The organism is Agarivorans sp. MS3-6 (assembly GCF_054112545.1).
Genome location: NZ_CM134202.1, coordinates 4400267 through 4423306 on the forward strand (window position 1 = coordinate 4400267; position 23040 = coordinate 4423306).

Annotated in this window: 20 protein-coding genes and 1 other RNA gene; 10 read left to right on the top strand and 11 right to left on the bottom strand. The window is 43.1% G+C overall.

Annotated elements, in window-relative coordinates; all coding sequences use genetic code 11:
- The first annotated feature begins 9 nt into the window (after positions 1-9).
- The 4 genes from ACVFI8_RS20285 (at position 10) to pfkA (ending at position 4392) form a co-directional block, all read left to right on the top strand.
- A complete protein-coding gene (locus ACVFI8_RS20285; RefSeq protein WP_248711781.1) occupies positions 10-483 on the top strand; it encodes a hypothetical protein in 474 nt (157 codons plus the stop codon).
- 514 nt (positions 484-997) lie between these two features.
- Positions 998-1630, top strand: a complete 633-nt coding sequence (locus ACVFI8_RS20290; protein WP_248711779.1) for an SGNH/GDSL hydrolase family protein — start codon at positions 998-1000, stop codon at positions 1628-1630.
- A 49-nt stretch (positions 1631-1679) separates the two neighbouring features.
- Entirely contained in the window at positions 1680-2438 is a 759-nt protein-coding gene (locus ACVFI8_RS20295; protein ID WP_457872489.1) for a hypothetical protein, read from the top strand.
- A 991-nt stretch (positions 2439-3429) separates the two neighbouring features.
- Entirely contained in the window at positions 3430-4392 is a 963-nt protein-coding gene (gene pfkA, locus ACVFI8_RS20300; protein WP_457873837.1) for a 6-phosphofructokinase, read from the top strand.
- A gap of 64 nt (positions 4393-4456) precedes the next feature.
- Here pfkA and ACVFI8_RS20305 read toward each other — a convergent pair whose 3' ends face one another.
- Entirely contained in the window at positions 4457-5185 is a 729-nt protein-coding gene (locus ACVFI8_RS20305; protein WP_457872490.1) for a DUF547 domain-containing protein, read from the bottom strand.
- A gap of 122 nt (positions 5186-5307) precedes the next feature.
- Here ACVFI8_RS20305 and ffs point away from each other — a divergent pair.
- Positions 5308-5404, top strand: an RNA gene (gene ffs, locus ACVFI8_RS20310) — signal recognition particle sRNA small type.
- Positions 5405-5871: 467 nt separating this feature from the next.
- Here the strand turns inward: ffs and fruA are convergent.
- Genes fruA through fruB form a run of 3 tightly spaced genes read right to left on the bottom strand, consistent with a single transcriptional unit; the run spans position 5872 to position 9725 of the window.
- Positions 5872-7626 carry a PTS fructose transporter subunit IIBC gene (gene fruA / locus ACVFI8_RS20315; protein ID WP_457872491.1) on the bottom strand — a complete coding sequence of 585 codons (1755 nt, stop codon included), beginning with the start codon at positions 7624-7626 and terminating at the stop codon, positions 5872-5874.
- Between the two features lie 19 nt (positions 7627-7645).
- Entirely contained in the window at positions 7646-8587 is a 942-nt protein-coding gene (gene pfkB / locus ACVFI8_RS20320) for a 1-phosphofructokinase (RefSeq protein ID WP_248711775.1), read from the bottom strand.
- Between the two features lies 1 nt (position 8588).
- Positions 8589-9725, bottom strand: a complete 1137-nt coding sequence (gene fruB / locus ACVFI8_RS20325) for a fused PTS fructose transporter subunit IIA/HPr protein (protein ID WP_457872492.1) — start codon at positions 9723-9725, stop codon at positions 8589-8591.
- Positions 9726-9962: 237 nt separating this feature from the next.
- Here fruB and cra point away from each other — a divergent pair, with 237 nt between their 5' ends.
- Together cra and ACVFI8_RS20335 are read left to right on the top strand one after the other, a co-directional pair.
- On the top strand, positions 9963-10949 hold the full coding sequence (gene cra, locus ACVFI8_RS20330; RefSeq protein WP_248711773.1) for a catabolite repressor/activator: 987 nt from the start codon (positions 9963-9965) through the stop codon (positions 10947-10949).
- Positions 10950-11156: 207 nt separating this feature from the next.
- Positions 11157-12137 (top strand): bile acid:sodium symporter family protein, encoded by a 981-nt coding sequence (locus ACVFI8_RS20335; RefSeq protein WP_457872493.1) that lies wholly within the window; start codon positions 11157-11159, stop codon positions 12135-12137.
- Positions 12138-12220: 83 nt separating this feature from the next.
- Here ACVFI8_RS20335 and ACVFI8_RS20340 read toward each other — a convergent pair whose 3' ends face one another.
- Complete coding sequence (locus ACVFI8_RS20340; protein ID WP_248711771.1) at positions 12221-12664, bottom strand: dCMP deaminase family protein; 444 nt, start codon at positions 12662-12664, stop codon at positions 12221-12223.
- Positions 12665-12876: 212 nt separating this feature from the next.
- Positions 12877-13602 (bottom strand): pseudouridine synthase, encoded by a 726-nt coding sequence (locus ACVFI8_RS20345; RefSeq protein WP_457872494.1) that lies wholly within the window; start codon positions 13600-13602, stop codon positions 12877-12879.
- Positions 13603-13838: 236 nt separating this feature from the next.
- Here ACVFI8_RS20345 and ACVFI8_RS20350 point away from each other — a divergent pair, with 236 nt between their 5' ends.
- Positions 13839-14765: a dienelactone hydrolase family protein gene (locus ACVFI8_RS20350; RefSeq protein ID WP_457872495.1), complete on the top strand. Its 927-nt coding sequence runs from the start codon at positions 13839-13841 to the stop codon at positions 14763-14765.
- A 68-nt stretch (positions 14766-14833) separates the two neighbouring features.
- Here ACVFI8_RS20350 and ACVFI8_RS20355 read toward each other — a convergent pair whose 3' ends face one another.
- Genes ACVFI8_RS20355 through imuA form a run of 4 tightly spaced genes read right to left on the bottom strand, consistent with a single transcriptional unit; the run spans position 14834 to position 20587 of the window.
- A complete protein-coding gene (locus ACVFI8_RS20355; protein WP_248711768.1) occupies positions 14834-15442 on the bottom strand; it encodes a CDP-alcohol phosphatidyltransferase family protein in 609 nt (202 codons plus the stop codon).
- Between the two features lie 48 nt (positions 15443-15490).
- Positions 15491-18550 carry an error-prone DNA polymerase gene (locus tag ACVFI8_RS20360; protein WP_457872496.1) on the bottom strand — a complete coding sequence of 1020 codons (3060 nt, stop codon included), beginning with the start codon at positions 18548-18550 and terminating at the stop codon, positions 15491-15493.
- A 2-nt stretch (positions 18551-18552) separates the two neighbouring features.
- Positions 18553-19935 carry a Y-family DNA polymerase gene (locus tag ACVFI8_RS20365; RefSeq protein WP_457872497.1) on the bottom strand — a complete coding sequence of 461 codons (1383 nt, stop codon included), beginning with the start codon at positions 19933-19935 and terminating at the stop codon, positions 18553-18555.
- 25 nt (positions 19936-19960) lie between these two features.
- Complete coding sequence (gene imuA, locus ACVFI8_RS20370; protein ID WP_248711765.1) at positions 19961-20587, bottom strand: translesion DNA synthesis-associated protein ImuA; 627 nt, start codon at positions 20585-20587, stop codon at positions 19961-19963.
- 220 nt (positions 20588-20807) lie between these two features.
- On the opposite strand from imuA, the gene fbp reads away from it, so the two are divergent.
- On the top strand, positions 20808-21824 hold the full coding sequence (fbp, locus tag ACVFI8_RS20375; RefSeq protein WP_248711764.1) for a class 1 fructose-bisphosphatase: 1017 nt from the start codon (positions 20808-20810) through the stop codon (positions 21822-21824).
- A gap of 13 nt (positions 21825-21837) precedes the next feature.
- Here fbp and ACVFI8_RS20380 read toward each other — a convergent pair whose 3' ends face one another.
- The gene (locus tag ACVFI8_RS20380; protein ID WP_248711763.1) at positions 21838-22644 is read right to left on the bottom strand and encodes a DUF1853 family protein; all 807 of its coding nucleotides are present in this window, start codon (positions 22642-22644) and stop codon (positions 21838-21840) included.
- A gap of 136 nt (positions 22645-22780) precedes the next feature.
- Between ACVFI8_RS20380 and ACVFI8_RS20385 the strand changes: the two genes are divergently transcribed.
- Complete coding sequence (locus ACVFI8_RS20385) at positions 22781-22984, top strand: DUF2517 family protein (RefSeq protein ID WP_248711762.1); 204 nt, start codon at positions 22781-22783, stop codon at positions 22982-22984.
- Positions 22985-23040: the final 56 nt, after the last annotated feature.

Genomic DNA, 23040 nt, shown 5'->3' on the forward strand with positions numbered 1-23040 from the left:
TTTAAACCGATGCGTTGGATCAAAAACCATTTACCATTAGATCGTGGCAACGCTGACAACCCTGCGTTTTTAATTGAACCGGTGGTGTTGGTTGGTGACTTGGACAAAGATATCGCTGGTCGAATCAAATACTCCTCGCAAGCGGGTCGTCAAAAGTTCTTAGATGAATACAAAAAGCTTCAGTTGATGGACTTGTCTGAAGTGCATGCAGGTGGTGCTGGTAACGCGCCAATTTTGGGACAATACCTTGCCAAAACCATTTTGAATAAACACACCAGAAGCTTTATAAACGAAGATTGGCGTCATATTCATTCTTACTTAGTAGACTCTTGTGGGATTAAAGCTAACCGATCGCGCTTGTATTTCTATATCTTTAGTGCGGGCGGTGGAACAGGTTCTGGTATGGCTTCAGAATTTGGATTAGCTCAACAATTTTCATACTTAAGTAAAACTTTCGACTACCAAGTTTCTCAGTCTATCTAGTCTGATAAACGCGACTCTTTTGTGTTTGAACCTATCTTCACTTCGGGTATTTTTATCTTGCCCAACATCTCAGGTAACTGCATTGAAGTATAAGAAGCCTTGCATATTAATGCCGGTAGATTGTTGTGTAAGTACCTTTATGAAGAGTGGGGTTTTTCTTATATTAAAAATTTGACTATCAATATTTATTTTAAAGAAGCGAGTTTTTTTGAAAATATTGATATTATTCGACTGTGAAAACAAACAATGTATCCTGTTAAAATTAGCGAATATTCAAAGTTAATGCTTCGTGAATTTATAAATATGTTAATCTCATTGGGAAAAGCAGTAGTTGTAGAAGGTGTTGGTTCCATTGAAGAGCTTGGTATGCTTAAGTCAATGGATTCTAAGTATTTTGTTCGGTTATATTATTCTTACTCTTACTCTAAAATTGTTCCAAAACATATAACGGACAAATTTGATGAAGTTTTTAAGAAGTAAGAATAGGTGATAAAAAATAATGGAGGCGTAACTTATGAACCCAGAAGATAAAATAACTATATTGTTTCAAGGGGATAGTATTACAGATGCAGATAGAAATAAAGAAGATGGATTTGATTTAGGTCATGGATATGCAATGATGGCGGCGTCAATGTTTATTTCAGAACAGCCAGAGCGAAATATACAATTTCTAAACAGAGGGATTAGTGGTAATAGAGTTATTGATTTAAAAAATCGTTGGGAAGAAGACTGTACGGCTCTTTACCCATCAGTGGTTTCAATATTTGTCGGTATAAATGATTGTTGGAGAAGGTATGATGATAATGATCCAATCAGTATTGAAACATTCAGAAATCATTATAAAGATATACTATTACAGGTTAAAGACAAAACAAACGCTAAAATTATAATAGTAGAACCATTTGTTTTACCTTATCCAGAGGATAGAATTAAGTGGAGAGAAGACTTAGATCCAAAGATTAATGTCATAAGAGAATTAGCACGAGAATTTGATGCTCACTTACTACCATTGGACGGTATTATGAATCAGGCATCAGTCTATAGAGAACCAAGCTTTTGGGCTGGTGATGGTGTACATCCATCCTATACGGGACATATGCTCATTGCCAAAGAATGGCTAAAAATTCTTCATAAAATAGTAATGTAGAACGCGAAAGCAACGACTCTCCTGAAGATGTCATGAGGCGGATCCTCCCTTGGAACTCTATGATGCTCTACATAACGATATCATGCGTTATGTAAAGCAAGAAGAAAGTGAGAATGGCAAAGACATAAACATAGACATAGACGTCAATACCATTGAGAAATATGCCAACCAATATATCTCTCAGCAAATTTTTAATATCTTGACCGCAAAAGCAGTGACCACAGACTACGATGAAAACTATTCCCGCCGCGCGGGTATAGATATTTCTGAAACAGTCCGCTTGGGTGCTAACGACTTATTCATGAGCATGGCTGGGCCTGTAGCCTACGCAGAAAGTGTCGTAAATAAATCAGTCAATGATGATGTAAACATCGATGAGTTGTTCTTTAGAACGATTGATTTTCCGCACTTCACCCGTGATACCCAAGCTATTGAAGGTATCAGCATTCTACCTATTGAATCTCAACGTTATAAGCAGTCATTAAATAAGTATCAAGAAAGCAATTATGATGCAGAGGAACTCAACGAACTACACTTCTTTAAGCACCGCTCGTCGGTTATTTCAATTATTTCGTTACCTAAAGACTATAAACTGTCATTTATGGATCTGAATAAACTAAAAATTCATATCAATACGTTGTTCCCTAATACAACGCTAAAACGTTATGCCTTAGTTATTGGTGCCTCAGCTAACTTGTCGTTAACTACTCTAGTGGCTAAAAGCCCTTGCTTAAGTGACGACTTTTTAACGCTGGTAGTGGCTTACATTAAGCGCTTTCGCCAAAGAAGAATATCGCTACAACGATGATATAGACCAAGCTATTTTGCGCTTTATTACCTAAGATGAGTTTGACCCTGAAGAGCTACAAAAGTTTTTGTTGGAGTTTGAAAATCCAGCGAAAATATTGGATACCAATTGGTATGCAATTAAGCCGATGTATGAGAAGAAATATCGTGAGTTGATTGGTGAGCCGAACAAATTTTTTCGATTAACGATATCCGCTTACACGTTAAAAGCGTTAAGAATTCGATTAAGCATTTACGTGAAATCTATCGTCATCGGATCAGCAAAACTAATATTTTGTCTTTAGATAATAACGTTAATGGGGTGATTAGCTTGTCTACATCGTTGCATGCTAACGAACCGGTGGACGATGCCAAATAACTAAAAAGGGGCTTCAGCCCCTTTTTTGATGAGTACACTTAAACACTAAGCCATTGCTTAGGGCTGAGCCTCATCGGAAAGATTACGCTCTTGCTGGCGTAACAAGTTATAGTTGATCACCGCTTGGCGGTTAGTTTTAATGTTACGTACGATTGCATATTGAAGGTCAGACTTCATTGAGTTCCCTTAAAATTCGATGAGCAAACTGTTATACCAAAATACCGGCTCAAGTTTGGAAGGGGGATGTTACATTAATGTGAATGTAAAGTGAAGTATTTGCTATGCTTATTCGCGGTGATTGATGTTTTAGTAGACGATTCTAACAGTTAGCTCATTTCTCTAGGTATTCCAAAGCAACTGTTTTGATTAACTTTGGACAAGGGTGATAATTTGTTTCAGAATGTGTGGGTTATCTGATTAGGGTCATAAAACAGTTATCTTGCGCGTGCCACAATGCGCGCATAAATTGTCAGTGTATATACCGCTATCCAACAGGCGGTCTGTTTATAATATTAAATTTTTTATTTTGAATGGATTGTTTAGCCATTTTGTTTGTAATGGTTCAAATGGTTTTTCAAGGTAATCGCTTAAATTATTTTGTAAGTTTTGGTCAGTTCAGCTTTGTGAGGGAATGATGGTTAAGAAAATTGGTGTTTTAACTAGTGGTGGCGACGCTCCTGGTATGAATGCAGCGGTACGCGCTGTAGTACGTAATGCTTTGTCTCAAGGCATTGAAGTATACGGTGTATACGATGGATACATGGGGTTACATGACGATAATATTAAGAAGTTAGATCGTTACAGTGTGTCTGATGTGATAAATCGTGGCGGTACTTTTCTGGGGTCTGCACGCTTCCCTGAATTTAAAGATCCAGCGGTACGTGAAGTCGCAGTTAAAAACCTAGAAAAACACGGTATTGAAGCCTTAGTGGTGGTAGGTGGTGATGGTTCATACATGGGCGCTAAAAAGCTAACTGAAATGGGCTTCCCCTGCATTGGCCTTCCAGGCACTATTGATAATGATATTGCTGGCACCGATTACACCATCGGTTTTGATACTGCGCTAAATGTAGTGATTGATGCCATTGACCGTATTCGTGATACGTCATCTTCGCATAACCGAATTTCTGTTATTGAAATTATGGGGCGTTACTGTGGTGATCTAGCCATGCAAGCTAGTATTGCTGGCGGTGCAGAATATGTGATTATTCCAGAGAAAGGTTTTAATCGCGAAGAGCTGCTTAACAGCTTACAAGATGGCCAGAAAAAAGGTAAAAAACACGCAATTATTGCTATTACCGAGCACATCACTAACGTGAACGAGTTGGCTGCTGGTATTGAAATGGCCACTGGTCGTGAAACTAGAGCAACCATTCTTGGTCATATTCAACGTGGCGGCACGCCCACTGGTCGTGACCGTGTTATGGCGAGTAGAATGGGTGCTTATGCCGTTGAGTTGTTAATGCAAGGCGAGGGTGGGCGTTGTATTGGTATACAAAATAACACCATGGTTCATCACGATATAATTGATTGTATCGAAAACATGAAACGTCCATTTAACGAAGAGTTATATAACCTATCTAAGTGCTTGTTTTAATAACTAAACAACTCTCAGGTAAAAAGCCCGGCATGCCGGGCTTTTTTGTTTCTGCTTTTAGCTTCTATGGGTAAGCGTTGAGAGACCAATCGTAATCTAAGTAGCTGACAGAAGCCTGCTCGATGATGTTGGCTTCAGCTCTAAAGTCTTCGGCATATTGGCTTAAATAAAGATTTAAGTCATTGCCAAAGTCATCCTTGTACCATTTAAATATCGACGATAACTTAAGCTTTTTGCTCGTCGGATCGTAATAGTTCTTGTTGCTGCGCAAAAATGCCCTAAAAGCTTGGCTGAGTTGCTGTTGAAGTTGTTCACCGGTGTAGGCAACGCTTTGTAAAGGCGGGCAGCTTATAGCCGCACATACTACAGCTGCATGAATTAGCGGGTTGTTATATACCGGTCGGATCAGCTGGTGCTCAATATGGTCTAGGCTGACTTGCTCACCAAACAAGGAAAAACGTTTTTTCTTCCATGGAGACTGAAATAAGTTACCCAAGTCACGTATTGAGTTGATGTTAGGGTAGGCGGTTAAAATGAATTGTACTGTATAGGCGTTATAAGCATTTATTAAAAAAGCCAATTGTTCATCATCACCCCAAGCAGTAAATTGTTGCTGGCGAATCGCGGCGACGGTATCTAAGTATTGCTCTAGCTTGGCTTGGTCAAAGTTCGCGTAATCAACTCGGCTTTCTTGGTTGGCTACTGGCCAATGGACATACTCGTTCAGTAAATTGTCCCAGTTTGAGTGGTCAAACGTTTCAGCAATCGCAACCGGCGAAGAAATTAAACTCATAAGGATTAAAACTTGAGCAAACAAACCTGATGCAGGTCGAAAAAAGCTTTTTAGCGATTGCAAAACATGAAAGCTTAGGCGAGAATGGCCTCGCTTCTTCGGAAGCTCATCTATGGTGGCCCTATTGGTCCTCCCGCATTGATACTCTGTGAACTCGGCCAGGCCCGGAAGGGAGCAACCGCAGCAGACGACTCGAGTGCCGGGATGTGGCTGGTAGGGTTGCCACCCAATCTTATAAGATATTAAATTACCCATACTTTTCATGTTGTTCCTTTTAATACTCTTAAATTATCTACCTTAAGATAACCCTTTTAAGTCTCTATTTATCGATGTTAAAAAATCATCAATGGTAAGCTCGTTATATTCACTTCGCGGCTATTTTAAGTGCATCTCTTAGTTTACATCGATAGTCAGATTCTCAGCCCTTGAGTGTTTTATTTCGCGCCTCGTGATCCTCTCACTCCTGCTTAGTTTACCGCTGATGTTATGCCTAAAGTCTATTATTAAGACAGTGAAACTTGCCAAATAATTTCATGCTGTTGACTTTACCTTCTCTTTTAAAACACCTCGGGTTGCGGGTCTAAGCCAAATGAATTGTATGGCGAGTCAACTATATGATATTCGTGCCTATTTCACATATAAAAAAGCCAACTCCTTGAGTTGGCTTGTTGTAAATAAATGTATAACTAATTGGTCACAGGCACGGCTTTATCAACAGCCTTATCAGACTTTTTGGTCAATGCATAGGCAAAACCGGTTATTGCTGTCCCTGCTGCGATGGCTGCTAGGTATAAAAACACCGGGGAAATCGCATTAGGTATAAATAGTACAAACAGCCCACCGTGCGGTGCCAATAACTCTGCTCCAAACAACATGGATAACGCACCGGTAACCGCACCGCCGGCCATACACGCTGGAATCACCCGCATTGGGTCTTTGGCGGCAAAGGGGATCGCACCTTCAGAAATGAAGCATAAGCCCAGCACAAATGATGCTTTACCAGCCTCTCTCTCACTTTCTATAAACTTGTTGCGCGCAAGGAAGGTTGCCAAGCCCATACCTAAAGCGGGTACCATACCAGCAGCCATTACTGCTGCCATTGGGCCATAAGTTTGAGTAGACAATAAGCCAACACCAAACGTGTATGCGGCTTTGTTTACCGGCCCACCAAGGTCGAAACACATCATACAACCAAGAATAATGCCTAGTAGTACGGCATTAGTAGAGCCCATGTTATTTAAGAAATCTGTTAAGCCACTCATGGCTGCCGCTACAGGGCTACCTACCACATAAATCATTATTAGACCCACTGCCAAGGTTCCTAAAAATGGCACAATGAGGATAGGCTTAAGAGCTTCCATCGAGCTAGGTAGTTTAATGTTATCTAATAACCACTTGGCTAAGTAACCGGCAATAAAACCAGCCAATATACCCCCTAAGAATCCAGCACCTGTTGAGCTGGCTAACATGCCACCAACCAAGCCAGGAGCAAGCCCCGGCCTATCGGCGATTGAATAGGCTATATAACCGGCTAATACGGGGATCATTAGTGCAAATGCAGACCCCCCACCTATGGTCATTAAGGCTGCAGCTAGCGTCCCTTCTTCTTTAAAGGCTTCGATTCCGAATATGAAAGACAACGCAATGCATAGGCCACCCGCCACGACGATAGGTAGCATATGAGAAACGCCAGTCATCAGGTGTTTATAAGCCCCGGTTTTTTCGTTGTTTGCCGCCGATGAGTTATTATTGGCTAAGTGCTGATAAATGGTGGCATCGCTAATAGCAGACTGGTAACAAGCTTTCGTTTTTTTAAGTGCAATACCGGTTGATGTTTTATACAGTTTCTTACCTTGAAATCTGGCCAAATCAACTTCGATATCGGCGGCAATAATCACTAAGTCGGCAGCCGCTATTTCAGCTTCAGTTAGTTGGTTCTTTGCTCCAATAGAGCCGCGAGTTTCAATTTTCACTCTATGACCTAGGCTTTTCCCTATATCTTCAAGGGCTTCAGCGGCCATAAAAGTATGAGCTACGCCAGTGGGGCAAGCAGTAATACCAACAATATTTAGCGACGAATTGGTGGCAGTAGGTGTTGCTGTAGAATGTTGTGGGGCAGAGAACGTAACTGCCTTTTCTTTGGCCAAATTCAAAAAGTTTTTTGGATCCGAGATAACTTCACTCGGTAATGCTTGGTAAACAAGCTTATCGTTAAAGCGCGATAGCCTTAGGTGCTGATAACACTGTGGATCAGCCACAATGATAACCAGTTCGGCGCCATCAATAGCTGTTTGCTTTAAGGGCGTGTTTTCTTTAATCGTAGAATGACATTCAATGACACTGGGCCAAGCGTGTTCTTTAGTGGCCTGTTCTAGTAGACCTGCTGTAATTATGCTGTTGGCAATACCGCTAGGGCAAGCTGTAACAATTACCGTATTCATATGCAATTCCTTGGTCTGTTTAAAGTTGCGTAATGATAGTTTGCTGCTGAACCTTTGCTAAGGCGTCTAAGGCAGGTAAACCAACATTGGTTTGAGCGACAGCCAATGCAGACATCGCACTGGCAAAATTTAGTTGTTGGATGGGGTCAAATTGCTGTATCAGTCCCCAGCAGAAACTTGCGACAAAAGTATCGCCAGCCCCCACGGTGCTTACCACTTTCATGCTCGGCGGCTGGGCTTGCATCCATCGTTCTCGGTGTAACCATAATGCCCCTTTTTCCCCGCGAGAAATGACAACGTGCTCAATGCCCTTGAGTGCTAAGTTAGCGCTAGGTAGTTTGATGTCATCGATGCTATTTAAAGCTTGTTGGCAAAGCTCTTCTAGCTCATCTTGATTGGGTTTTATCATGTGAGGTGCGGCCTCAATTGCTGCTATAAGCGCCTCTCCTGAGGTATCCACAAGTACTTTACAGCCTTTATTTTTGGCCAATTTAATCCATCCGGCTAATTGACTCGCTGGTAAGCCTTTAGGCAGGCTTCCTGCAAACACGACATACGCATAATGCTGACACAGTTGTTCTAGTTTGTTGTTAAACGCAGTAATCGTTTGCTCGGTTATAGAAAAACCAGGGAAATTGAGATCTGTCACTGCGCCACTGCATGCCACCACTTTCACATTGGTGCGAGTGGCTCCTGCAACTCTTACAAATTCGTCTGTAATATTGTGTTGGTCAAACAGGGCTTCAAAGGCCGAGGCGTTCTCGATACCAAGAAAACCAGATACACAGACATTTGCGCCTAGCTCTGCCAGTACTTTGGCCACGTTTACGCCTTTACCGGCAGGGTGTAAGTTGGCATCAGTGATGGCATTGACTTTACCTAACCGTATATTCTGTAAGTTGCCGGTAAGATCTAAAGCTGGATTAAGCGTAATACAAAGTACCGCGTTGTTTTTGTTCATTTTAGTTTTCTCCTAAACCGGCGGCGATGGCGTTGCCTAGCGCTTCTAGGGCGTGGGGGGCGTCGTCTCCGTCGGCAACAAATTGCAGTTTGTCTTTGTATTTCACGCCTAAGGTCATTACCTTCATTAAGCTTTTAGCGTTCACAGTTGCCGATTCGCTACTAATATTCGTGACGTTAATGGAGGATGAAAACTTCTTCGCTTCTGCGACGAGCAAAGCGCCGGGGCGAGCATGTAAACCATGCAGGTTGGTGATTTCGAATACTGCTACATTGTCTCCGCTGCTTGGCGTTGCGCTGGGTGTTTGTTGCTGAGTAAGGCAGTTGACTAAGTCTGTAGTGGTTAATTGAGCGAAACTAACTAACCCGTCCTCGAATAACTGCAGGCTAAGGGCTTCTAAAATCGATGCGTAACAGGGGTTAGCTGCGCTTACCATCAATAGCCCTTTGACCGGAAGGTTCTCGTGTTCAAATTCTTCAGCCACTTTAACTACACAAGCACCGCTGCGCAGAGCCCCTTCAGTTAAACAACTTAGCCAATAACCGTTGGCTAAGTAACCAGGGTTTATCTCAAGAGCTGCAGCAATCGCCTGTTGGTTGATCAGTTGTCTATTTTTTAATGTGCCAGCGGCTACAGCTTTAAGTTGTATTAAACTATTTACTGGAAAGTTATCCAAAACTAACTGGCTGTCGAACTCAACTTCTAGTTGAGTATCGCCGTTTAGTAAATTGATTAAAGTGTCAATGTTAGTCGCATTTCTAATCAGTTCATCTGCACCATCCATAGACAATACTTTGGTGAGTTGTTTTAAAATGACTAGGTGTTCAGCAGATTTCGCGGCGATGCCAATCGCTAAATAGACAGTATTACCATCGCCCCAATCCACACCTAAAGGGTAGTGGTGTACAGATACACCGGTAGACTTTACTAGGCTTCTGGTTTCGGTTGTTCCGTGTGGTATTGCGATACCATTACCTAGGTAAGTTGAATTTACTTGTTCTCTTTCAAGCATACCGTTTACATAATCGGCAGTAACCAGACCGTTCTCAAATAAGGCTTTAGCCAAAAACGTAATGGCTGATTGTTTGTTTTCGGCGCTCTGGTCGAGATGTATATCTTTAGGTACTAGCGTTAACATATTTAAGGTTCCTGTTAAATTACGCCACCTGTCTACCGGAGGTGACTATTGCTGAAACGATTCAGCAAATTGTCTTTAAAAAAAGTTTGAGGGCCTTAATATGGGCTTTATCAAACTATTAATGACATACTGAATCGATTCAGCTAATATTGCAAATGTTCTTATGAAAGTTGTAAACAAAAAGTGATCGCGATCACGAGTGATCCTTTTTAGTGGTGTTATCGGATAGGTGAAAAAATGAAATTGGATGAGATTGCCTTACTCGCTGGGGTATCAAAAACCACGGCAAGTTACGTCATAAACGGTAAAGCAGAGAAGTACCGAATTAGCCAAAAAACCCAGCAGCGTGTACTTGCTGTTGTTAATAAACATGACTATCAGCCTAACCATGCCGCCAGCCTACTAAGAGGTGGAGCCAGTAAAACCTTTGGCTTAGTAATACCCGATCTTGAGAATAGCAGTTATGCCAAATTAGCTAAATTGCTGGAACGTGATGCGCGCAAGCAAGGTTATCATTTCATTATTTGTTGTAGCGATGATGACCCTGCTAATGAGCAGGTGGTGGTGAATAGCTTAATCAGTCGTCACATTGATGTGTTGATTGTTGCGAGTTGCTTGCCTGCGTCTGATGGTTTTTATTTAGGCGTTCAACAACAAGGGATCCCCGTAATAGCGGTGGATAGGATGTTTAACGACGAGCATTTCTGTAGCGTCATTAGTGAAGATTTTGATGGTGCCGCTAGCTTAACTCAGTCTCTGATTGATCGGGGCTGTAATAGTGTTGGTTTGGTCGCTGCCTCCCGCGATTTAATCGTGTCAAAGGAGCGTGAGCAAGGTTATCAAGCAGCCATTGATAAAAGTCCAAGAAAACTCGATAATCGGATCAGTTATGGTGAGCGCTTTTCTCGAGAGCAAGCATCAAAAATAATTAGGCAATGGCTGGCAGACGATTGCCTACCAGAAGGCATCGTCACTACCTCGTATATTTTGTTCGAAGGGGTGATGGATGTTCTCGTTGAATACCCAGAATTGTCAAAACGAATAAGCTTAGCAACCTTTGGTGACCATGCTTTACTCAATATGCTAACCATAAAGGTGCAGTCACTACCTCAACAACTGGATATCATTGCAGATAAATCGTTAGCTCTAGCTTTGGCTGCTGCCAGTGGTAAGTATCAAACTGGGGTGGAGGTTATTCCTCGTAAATTGGTCACTAGAGCATAAACGGTCATTTATGCTTGGCTGGTACCGTTGATTAAGTTCAGGTTCCAACTAAGCAGAGATAACCAAATGCGCTATGTTTGGTTGCAAAAATACTCAGGCTTCGTGAGTTTGGCTTTATCGACCTGTCTCGTTCTTATCGCACTTAGCGACAGACTTAAATTCAGGTAACATGGCATTATTCCGTCAAATAGAAGAGTTTTCTAAATAATGAAGCTGTTAGCTGTTCTGAAAAAAGAATGGTTTTTACTGGGTATGCTGCTCGCCATATTTGCCGCATTATTGCTACCCAATTTAGGGCGTTCTGGGGGGGTATTGCAGCTCGATAGTGTGACTGGGATTGGCATAGCTATTATCTTTTTTCTACATGGTGTAGGTCTCTCTCCACGAGAAATAAGACAGGGCATCCAGAATTGGCGTCTGCACCTATTGGTTCAATCCACGACCTTCTTATTTTACCCGCTGTTATGGTTGTTGCTTGGCGATGCTCTGCATGCCTTAATGCCCAGTGCTTTGGCTTTTGGGTTTTGCTTTTTATTTACGCTACCCAGCACCATTTCATCTTCTGTGGCAATGACCAGCATTGCTAAGGGTAATGTGGCTGGTGCGGTATTCAATGCCTCCTTATCTAGCTTGCTTGGGGTATTAATTACGCCCTTGTTGGTTCAGTTGTTTATGGGCTTTGATGGGGTAAGCATGGATATTGGCGCCACCGTGAGTGCTATTTGCAAAATGTTGTTATTGCCTATGGTGACAGGGCAACTATTGCGTCCGTTTTTGCTTAACTCGTTTCAGCGACACAAAAATGTGGTCAATAAAATTGATAAGTGGGTAATTTTACTGATCGTATACAACGCGTTTTGCGACTCAGTGGTGGAGAATATTTGGGACGGTTTCAGCTTAACGACATTATTACTCGCCTTATTGATGTGTATTCTGGTATTGCTGACAGTGATTAATGGCTTAGTTTATGTGGCTAGAAAACTTCATTTTGCTGTTGAAGACGAAATAGCCGCAGTATTTTGTGGCTCTAAAAAAACCTTAGCGGCGGGGGTGCCGATGGCCAAAGTGATTTTTGGCAGTGACCCTAATTTGGGCATGCTGTTGTTGCCAATCATGCTCTATCACCCGATACAAATATTTTATTGCGCAATATTAGCAAATCGCTACGCCGCTCGAGCTAGCGATTAAACACTAAGCCATAGAACAGCAACGTTTAATGTTCTATGGTCCAGTGAATTAGGGCGCTGAAGGTCAGTGTTTTTGATTGTGGCTTAATGAAGCTCTTCTAACGGTAACCAATCCACAGCTACATCCGCTTGAGCAAACATATCTTGGCTGATTTTTATCTTCTCTCCCCAACGTGAAAGAAAGTCTTCACTTTGTTCTGGGCAGTGCACAGTAGTGATACCGGTTTGAATGATTTTGGCTGCGCAATTAGGGCAGGGGAAGTGAGTAACCCATACTTCGCAACCCGATAAGTCTCGCTTGGCAAATAAAATAGCGTTTTCTTCGGCATGTAAGGTTTTAAGCAATTTCATTTCGCGATTGTCAGTTTCAGCACTGTCTGAAATACCATGCGGGTATCCATTAAATCCGAGAGATACAATACGATTATGCTCGGTAATGACGGCACCTACTTGAGTCGATGGATCTTTACTCCATGAGCCAACTAATTCAGCCATTTGAAAGAAACGTTTTGCCCACTTCGAAATCATTATTTTACCTCTCATCAATAGTCGTCGTATTGTGCGCAACTTAAGCCTTGCTTGCAAGCCGCCTCAGTGTTTATCGTTCAGCATTATCGCGGTCGGCAGCTATACGATGAAAACCCCAAGGTATAGCGTTGTACTGACTCATATAACGTTGGTTGTGGTTAAGCACTTATTGGAACACCGGTACCAGGGTGAATGTTATTTTTCGCGTTGCCTCAAAGCGTGTTTGATTCGGTAAAACCATCTATTTCTTGTTGACTCAACTCTCGCCAAACCCCAGGGGGGATATCTAGTTTTACTTTACCAATTTGCTGCCGATGTAAGGCCTCTACTTTATTACCGATAGCAGCAAACATTCGCTTAACTTGATGAAACTTTCCTTCTGTGATGGTTAGCAGTACTTGTTTAGGAGACAGGAGCTGAATAATTGCAGGGCGGGTAAGCTTATCCTCACCTTGAAGTTTTATTCCCTGTTGTATAGCACTTATTGATTGTTGGCTTATCTGATTACGTAAATTTACCCGATAGACTTTCTGGCAGTGCTGATCTGGCCGAGTAATATTAAATGACCAATGTCCATCGTCGGTGGCGAGCACTAAGCCTGTGGTATCAGCATCTAAACGACCTGCAATATGCATTAGTGCTACATCATATTGGCGATGGTTCTCTTCGCTAGATAAGCCTACTGCAGAGAATACTGATGGGTAAACTTCATCGACATTGGAACAAACAGTGTTGGCCGGTTTGTGAATCATCAAATAGCGAGGTGGCCTCGCTATTAGTATTTGTTTATTCATCGTTACGCAATTATTTGCATGCACCTGAGCATTGGCTTCCTTTATCACTTTTTGGTTTACCATTACTTGCCCTTCGCGAATAAGGGTTTGGGCTTGAAGGCGATTTAAGAGGGTACTTTTACATATAAATTTGTCTAAACGCATTGCCGACTACTAAAGCAAAATCTGATAGGAGGCAGTGTAACATAGCGCGAACAAATCATTTTAGAGCGCGCTCAGAGGTGCTAGCTAGAGGCTCAAACTGCCTTCTTGGTATTCATCATTTAAAAATACAAATAATCAACAAAAGGTGGATTTATTTAACATTAAGCTCTTTAATAGATATCAGCAGCTTTCTTGCTAAAGCTTGATGATTGGCTTATTAAATGGAGATTACGACAATGACATCCCCTACTCAGAATACAGACAAGCAGTACTCTACTCATTCTCCCGAATACTCGATTCCGCAAGAAGCCTTTGACTGGTACGATGAATATGCTCATGGACTTATTGACCGGCGTACTTTCTTAGCCAAGCTGTCTAAATTGGTCGCGTTGGGTTTTTCTATGTCGGTTCTCTCTGCGGCATTGTTACCTAACTATGCTTTAGCTGAGCAGGTGTCGTTTAACGATGCGGACATTAAAGCTGAATACGCTACGTTTGCATCACCCAATGGCTATGGTGAGGGGCGTGGTTATTTGGTTACTCCTGCGAGCTTAAGTGGTCAAGCCCCGGTGGTGTTGGTGGTGCATGAGAATAGAGGATTAAATCCTTATATTAAAGATGTCGCTCGGCGCTTGGCTAAAGCAGGTTTTATCGCTTTTGCCCCAGACGCATTGCATACCTTAGGTGGTTACCCCGGCAACGATGACGAAGGCCGAAGCATGCAGAAGTCCCTCGACAAAGCTAAAATAGAACAAGACTTTCTCGCCGCAGCGTCTTTTTTGAAGGCTCACCCCGCCAGCAATGGTAAATTAGGGGCTGTTGGTTTTTGTTTTGGTGGCTACGTGGTCAATATGTTGGCAGCCAGAATGGGTGAGCAATTAGCGGCAGGTGTTCCTTTTTATGGTACACCTGCGGCAAAAGAGTTGAGAGCAAATATTCAAGCGCCTTTGCTCATTCAACTCGCAGAGTTAGATAAAAGAGTTAATGCAACTTGGCCTGATTATGAGCAAGACCTAAAGGCCAATGATGCCATATTTGAGATGCACATGTATCCCCAAGCTAACCATGGATTTCATAATGACTCTACCGGTCGCTATGATAAAGATAATGCCGAGTTAGCATGGAGCCGCACCTTGAACTTTTTTAAACAGCATTTAGCTTAGGTTATTTCGCGGTGGGCGACGAATGATGTTAGTCGCTCATTGAGTCAAATGGCGGTTAAATTATATTCTTAATCAGTAAATGTCGCTTTGGCTGCAATGATTCGTGTCACCGTTGTAATCGCGCATAAGCCCGCAAAACAAAACGCTATTGCGCTGAAGTATTGCGGGAATAAACAAAATAGTACAAAGGTGGCTATGGTCTCGGTGCCTTCGGTTAATCCCCCCAGGTAATACAAAGATTTGTGGGGATATACCGTGCTATCTATATTGCGCTTGGCCGCCATAATAGCGAAGGTTAAGAAGCTTGAACCAGTGCCCATGAAGGTCCAGATCAGTAGATTGGCCGCTAGGGCATTTTGCTCAGGCGCGGCCAAGGCAAAACCCAACACAATGCCCGAGTAAAAAATAAAGTCACAAACAATGTCTAAGTAGCCACCAAAATCACTACAGCCTTGGCGTCGAGCTAATGCACCATCAAGACCATCAAAGCTGCGATTAAGTAAGATGAGTATAAGTGCAATGGTGTATTGCTGAAATGCTAAGAAGGGGATAGCCGCTAAACCAATAGCAAAGCCGATTAAGGTAATTTGATTAGCGCTAAAACCTGCATTATCGAGTAATTTGGCACTGTAATCTAACGGGGCTTTTATGACTTTTATGGCGTAACGGTCTAACATTCTTGTCCTACTTCTTTTGCTATGTTGTGTAAATTTGCCGCTGGTATACTAGCGAAAATCGCGGGAACGGACCGATAGATCAGCCAGTAACCACGAGCAATCTTCTAACTTCCCCGCAATAATATGTATCACCTGATCACAGCGCTCTAGTCGTCCCGAAACCTTGAGTAGACGAGCTGAAACAAGGGCTTGGCGTTGTGCTTTAGCGGTTGCTGACCAGACTATCACATTGCTGTTGCCTGTTTCATCTTCTAAGGTGACGAAGGTGACATCGGCCGAAGAACCTGGGCGCTGCCGGCCTACCACGAGTCCTGCGACCTTAACTAACTGACCGTGTTTACACTGATGTAATTGCGCCTGCGAATAACAATTTTTTAGCGCTTGGTGTTCACGCAGTATATGTAGCGGGTGGCGACGCAAGCTGACGCGGGTGGCTAGATAGTCTTGCTTAATATCTTCTACTTCACTAGGTGCTGCCAAGTTTACCGTAGCTTCTTCGGGCATCGGAAATAGTGGTAATGGCGCTTCGGTGCCACTCATTTGCCAACGAGTTTGATGGCGGTGTCCAGCCAAACAGGCAAAGGCATCGGCGCTAGCTAGCGATTCTAAGCTGGTTTTATCGAGCTGTTCAGTGAGTTGAGCTAAGTGGTTAAACCCTTGGCTTGGGCGTTTAGCTAACAGTTGGGAAAATTTACTTTTGTTTAAACCTTTTATTTGCTTTAAGCCAAGACGAACAGCACCTTTGGGATCGTGGGTGTAATCGAGTTTGTGCTCCCAGTCACTCTGGTTAATATCAATTGGTAATATGCTTACCCCATGACGTTGAATATCTTGAATTAGCTGACTTGGACTATAAAACCCCATGGGTTGGCTATTTAGTAGAGCACAGCAAAAGGCGGCGGGCTCGTGGCACTTTAACCATGAAGATATATATACCAATAGGGCAAAGCTGGCAGAATGTGACTCAGGGAAACCATATTCACCAAAGCCGAGTATTTGTGAAAATAAGCGTTCAGCAAAAGCGGCAGGGTAACCACGCGCTTGCATACCGTTGACCAACTTATCGCGAAAATAAGACAACTTGCCGTTACGCTTCCAAGCGGCCATCGCACGGCGGAGTTGATCTGCCTCTCCGCCACTAAAACCCGCCGCCACCATGGCGAGTTTTATCACTTGTTCTTGAAAAATAGGCACTCCCAAGGTTCTAGCCAATACCGCTTCAACTTCAGGACTAGGGTAGTCAACAGCTTCTTCACCGTTACGCCGCCGCAAATAGGGATGCACCATTTCACCTTGAATAGGCCCTGGTCGTACGATGGCCACCTCTATCACCAAATCATAATAATTACGCGGTTTTAAGCGGGGCAACATACTCATCTGGGCTCGTGATTCCACTTGAAAAATCCCCACACTATCGCCTTGGCACAACATATCGTAAGTGGCGCTATCGTCTTGTGGAATATCGCAAAGATTAATGGTGCGTTGCTCACGCTCGCTTAAACTGGTCAAGCAGCGGCGAATAGCGCTAAGCATACCCAAGGCCAATATATCCACCTTCATTAAATGCAGGGCTTCTAAGTCGTTTTTATCCCATTGAATAATTGTACGATCGGCCATGGCAGCGTTTTCGATGGGGACTAAATGACACAGTTTATCTTGGGCAATCACAAAACCACCAACATGCTGAGACAGATGTCGAGGGAAGCCGCGAAGTTGCTCCACCAATTGGGCAAAGCTGCGGGCGTTTTTCTCTGGCAATAAGCCGGCTTGGATAATTTTTTGGCAGGTATTACTACTGCCATCTCGCCAATCAATGTTGTGATTTAAACCATGCAGAATATGCGCTGGAATTGCTAATGCTTTGCCTATTTCGTTAATCGCGCTTCGGGTGCGATAGGTAACAATACTGGCAGCGAGGGCTGCACGATGGCGGCCATATTTGTTATAGATGTATTGGATCACTTCTTCGCGGCGTTGGTGCTCAAAATCAACGTCGATATCTGGCGGCTCATCGCGTTCTTTAGAGATAAAACGCTCAAATAGTAAACCCACTTGGCTGGGGTTCACTTCGGTAATGTTCAAGCAATAACATACTACCGAGTTAGCCGCCGAGCCTCGACCCTGACACAAGATTTTTTGTTGCCGAGCATAGGCTACAATATCGTAAATGGTGAGAAAATAATGCTCATAATTAAGCTCGCTAATCAGAGATAATTCATGTTCAATTTGCGTTCGCAACGCTACAGAAAGGTTGTCGCCAAAACGTTGTTTTACGCCGTTTTCCACTAACTGACGTAAATACTGCTGGGCGCTATAACCTTGCGGTACATTATCTTTAGGGTATTGGTAGCGAATTTCATTGAGGCTAAAAGTACATTGTTCTGCCAATTTGGCGCTGCGGCTTAGTTCTTCTGGCTGGTAGCGCTGCTGTAAATGTGGCCATTGTAATAAACGGCGTTCGGCATTACTTGAGAGTAAAAAACCAGCTTGCTGAACGGTGCTATGTTGGCGAATAGCATCTAGAATATCGGCGAGTTTCTTCCTACTGGCAATATGCATACGGGGGTTAAGTGAGGCGACACAGTCAATATTGTGTTGTTTGGCTAGTTGGCGATAGCCATTCAATAAGCTGCTGGGTTGCGATAAATGGTTGTGTAACAGCAAATAAAAGGGCTGTACGAGCTGTGTTTTTAGCTGAGATAGGTGCTCAGCTAGTCGTGTTTGATTGGCTTTCACCAACACTAAACACTGATCTAAGCGCTGGTCAAACTGCGCTAAATTGACTTGGTAACAGCCTTTGCTACTGTCTTTTCTAGCTTCAGTGATAAACTGACACAACTGTTGGTAGGCAACTAAGTTCTTGGCTAATACTACCAGCTGGCACTGTTCATTAGTGGTGAACTGGCTACCTATAATCAGTTTTATGGCTAGTGGTTCAGCAGCTTGATGTGCACGAACAACACCGCTTAATGAGCAATCATCAGTAATAGCGATGGCCTGATAGCCATAAGTTTGGGCTTGCTCAACCATTTCTTCTGGATGCGAAGCCCCATACAAAAAGCTAAAATTGCTTTGGGCATTCAGCTCGGCAAATAGAGTGTTATTCATGTTTAAGCAAACCAACCATGTAAGTACCATTGTTGGTTTTCTTGGCAGATCCAAGCCACGCCTTGTTGCGGGCTTTGCGCCATATAATAGTCGCGATTAATGCTCTGGTCATCCCACCAGCCACTGGCGATACGCTCTGGCGGCGAGAGTAGCGTGTAATGCTGAATATTAATTGGCTTTAATTGCGGTAATAACCAACAGGGGCGAGCAAACAGGCTCGGGTCGTTTAGTACTACATCTTGGTGTAACGAGCGATATTGACTAGCGCGCTCTGGTCGGTAATCGGCTTGGCAGCTTAAACGGCTAATCGCCTGTTCGCCTAGCCGGACACTCAGTTGATCAAACAGTAAACTATCGGATGTTGCTTGTTGGCTTTCAAACAAGCCTCTTACTTCACTACCAAGAGGGTATAACGCGTTGCAACAAAGGCTGAACTCAGTCACTGCTGCTGGTAGACGCAGGGTTGCTAACTTTAAACTAAACAGGGCTAACCAGTCTTGGCTAGTTTGTAACAAACGGGCACTCTTTATAAGCACTTGCTCGTTAGGTTTATCGCGGAAATGTAATTCTAGAATAAGGTTGTTACTGCACAGTTGACGTTGTCTTAACCACTGTTGTAGATGCAGGCAGGCTTGTTTAAGCGGAAACATGAGACCTTGAGTTGTGTGGGTTTCACTGAGTAGGGGAAAACGCTGCTGGTAGTGCGCTTTTTGCTGAATGAATGTCAGCGGGGTATCTTGTAAACCAAGGGCTTGATCTAAAGCGGCTAAGCTGTCTTCACCAAGCCGTTTGCGCAACTCAGGTCTAGGTAGGGCGTTTAGTTGCTTTACCGTATATAAGCCCATGGCTTGTAAACTACTGACCTGGTTAGCGGGAAGATCGCTGGCCGTGAGCGCTAAATCCATCAATTGTTGGCTACCAGAGCCTCGTTGTTTTAAATCTTGTGAACGTACTAGCCAACGTGCTGCTAGGGCGGTATCTGCATGAGCAATGCGCAAGCTAAGTTGTTGTTGCTGATAGTGCTTAGCGAGTTGCTTAAGGTGTCGCTCTGGCTTCTCATAAATGCTGAGCATGCCAGCCCCGCTAATATATAAGCCCTGCTCAGGATGAAGGGCTACTTGGGCTGAATAACGTAAGGCTTGTTGGGCTAAATCGTTGAAATAGGCAGCACACGATAAATCAGTTTGTTCATATAAACGTAATTGTGGCGCAAGTTGGTAGGCGGTGTTAAGTGAGCAACCTAAATAAACACCGAGCTGGTAGGCAAAGTGGTTCAGTTGAATGATTTGTTTGTTGTGATGAATAGCCAAGGCCTGATTGGCAGGATACTCGCGTTGCAATAAGTCCAACGCGAGTTGAGGAAAATCAAGATATATCCAATACATGTGTCACTTGCATAATAAGTACCGGCTAGTTAAGTCGCGGAATGCTTTGCTCGTAGAGTGGAGCACCGCCGCGCCGCTTTAGCAGGTGATAGTTGATATGATTAGGCGCCTTACTTGGATGTAGGGCCATTCGTACACTGGCGCTAGAATTTTGCTGTTGTTGTTGCAGCGGTCGAAATAAATAACTTAGGCAATCGCCTTGTTCTGCAGCAAGTTGCAAGCGTCGACTGGCTTTTAAATCCAAACCGTTTAACCAACCTAGTACCGCACCACATGAGCCACTCTTTAAGGCCTGTTCAATGGTCCAAATTACGTCACTACATTGCTCGGGGCGAATAATAATAACTTTGCTAATGTCTACACCATGTTGTTGTAAGGCTGGCGCGTTAGGCATAAATGGCGGCGCGACCCAAATAATCCATCGAGACTGCTGACTTAACTTAGCTAGCGCTGGAAGCAGTAATTGCAACTCGCCAATACCATGATTTTCATAAAGCACCTCGGTGATGCCACCTTGTGGCCAGCCATGGTTAGGTAGTTGCTGGTCAAGCTGTTCAAAGCCACTTGCATGAACGTCAAGATGACTGCGTTGCCATTGGCTGCCTTGCCATACCTTGTTGCTTTGTAGCAGTTGTTCAATTTGTTGCGCCATTGTTTGCTCCATGCTTTAGTCAATGTCATTAAGTGACTGTGTTTTTATACAGTGTATGGATATACAGTAGTTCTTGATTGAAAGATTTGCAAATGTTTTTTTTCGCCTATATGTATGACAATTAGATCTGAACGCTAGTAATTTTTCGTAAATACTTGCAAAATAACATTGATGACTGAAAAGGTTTTCAAGGAAAGCGTGCTTAAAAATAGGGATAAAAATGATAACTCTTGGTGAATACATAATAGAAAAACAACACCAGTTTCCCGATGCAACAGGGGAGCTAACCCAACTGCTGGGGGCTATTCGCTTAGCCTCTAAAGTGGTCAACCGTGAAATCAACAAAGCCGGCCTAGTTGATATTATTGGTTCGACTGGCGTTGAAAATGTTCAAGGAGAAGTGCAACAAAAGCTAGATTTATATGCTAACGAAAAATTTAAAGCGGCCTTAGAAGCCCGTGGTGAGGTATGTGGTGTAGCCTCCGAAGAAGAAGATGAGTTTGTTAGCTTTGACAGTTCACGGTCTATTGATAGTAAGTATGTGGTGTTAATGGATCCACTCGATGGCTCCTCTAACATTGATGTGAATGTATCAGTAGGTACTATATTTTCCATTTATAAACGTATTAGCCCTTGTGGTAGCCCAGCGGTATTAGAAGATTTTTTGCAGCCAGGTAACCGTCAAGTAGCGGCAGGTTATGTCGTATATGGCTCGTCTACTATGTTGGTATATACCACCGGACATGGTGTACACGGCTTTACGTGTGACCCTTCCTTAGGCGTGTTTTATTTGTCTCATGAGAATATGACCATTCCTGAAGATGGGGTGATTTACTCTATCAATGAAGGAAACTACCTCAAATTTCCAACCGGTGTGAAGAAATACCTAAAATACTGTCAGGAAATTGAACCAAGCACTAAACGTCCTTACACTTCTCGTTACATTGGTTCACTAGTGTCTGATTTTCACCGCAACTTGTTAAAAGGAGGCATTTATATTTATCCTTCTACGGCTTCAGCACCCACAGGTAAGCTGCGTTTGCTCTATGAGTGCAACCCGATGGCTTTCTTAATGGAGCAAGCCGGTGGTAAAGCCAGTGATGGCTTTAATCGAATCATGGATATCGAACCGATAGAGTTACATCAACGTGTTCCGTTCTTCTGTGGGAGTACCCATATGGTAGAAACAGTAGAGGGAATGATGCGCGAGTACTCGTCTGAAGAACAAAATAGTTAGCGGTTAATTCTGTTTATTCGACAGCATTTGCCCTGATGAGCCAATCATCAGGGCAAATAAATATTCGCCGTGGAGCCTGTTGGTTTTGTTTGGGTAAATAAAGCTGAATAGGCCCTCGGGTTAAGGGGATGTTATTCTGCCATTTATTCAGAGAATACCCTTGCGGGTTTAACCACTGCTGCTTACTTAAAGCATACCAATTGCTTTGGTGCATCGCTTGCCATTGGCTTTGGCTGTACCAATGTAAATGTTGCGGTTCAACATGCTCAGGCCTTCCCAATGCAAATAAATACCCCGATAGCAAAATGCGTTGCTTAAAGTGGTAATTAGGATAGCGATTGCATAAAGCTTGAATGTTTGGATGACGGCCCAGCGGAATTTGCTTGAGTATTAATTTACTGAGTTTATTGCTGAGTTGGTCATGTTGGTTAGGACCTACATAGTCACTTGCTTGCGGGCAGTCGTTCTTAGCCAGGTAAAATTTAACCGCAAGTTCCCAGTGCTCTATCTGTTGTAAGCGGTGATTTATCACTAAAAAATCGATGGCACCTAGGGTTTTTCCATTTTGTTGTATCGCTACGTTGTCGGCTAACATATGCCAGTCGGGGTGAAGTGCAATCAGGCTTCGCCATAATTGTTCAAAGTATAAACCTAGCCGCGAGTTGGGTTCAGCGCTGGTAGCGGTATTTAAATGCTGAGTTAGCGCTGTTTGCCATTGTTTTTTCCAGTGCTGATCAACCGCGAAAGGCAGTGAATGCGACAGCAACGTAGGCGCATGCAAGCACCACTCTAAATCACCCAAAAAACTGTCCCGCGGCATAAATGTTGCTCCTTTGTTATTTTTTTACATCTATTTAAACGTTTTGCTTTTTATTTAAACGTTTTTTACGGTTTATGTAGTTTTATTACTAAGTTTTAGCTAGTATTTAGTGGTCTAACCAGTAAGGGTGTTCAACATGAGTAAGCAATTTTCAACTAGCATTATCATCGGTCGTCGTATCGCGCTATTTTTCGTCGGTTTGATTTGTTTTCCATTTGTGGCTTTGGCAGGTTTAAGAGCGCCGTTTTATAGCGCATTGCACCGCCAATGGATAAAATGTAATGACCGTCCAAGTTGGATGCAGCAACTGGAAAAAAATAGTCAATTTGTACTTTTTTAAGTAACGCTAAATAACTATAAGACTTGTTTCTGATCGTGTCTGCTACTTACAATGTG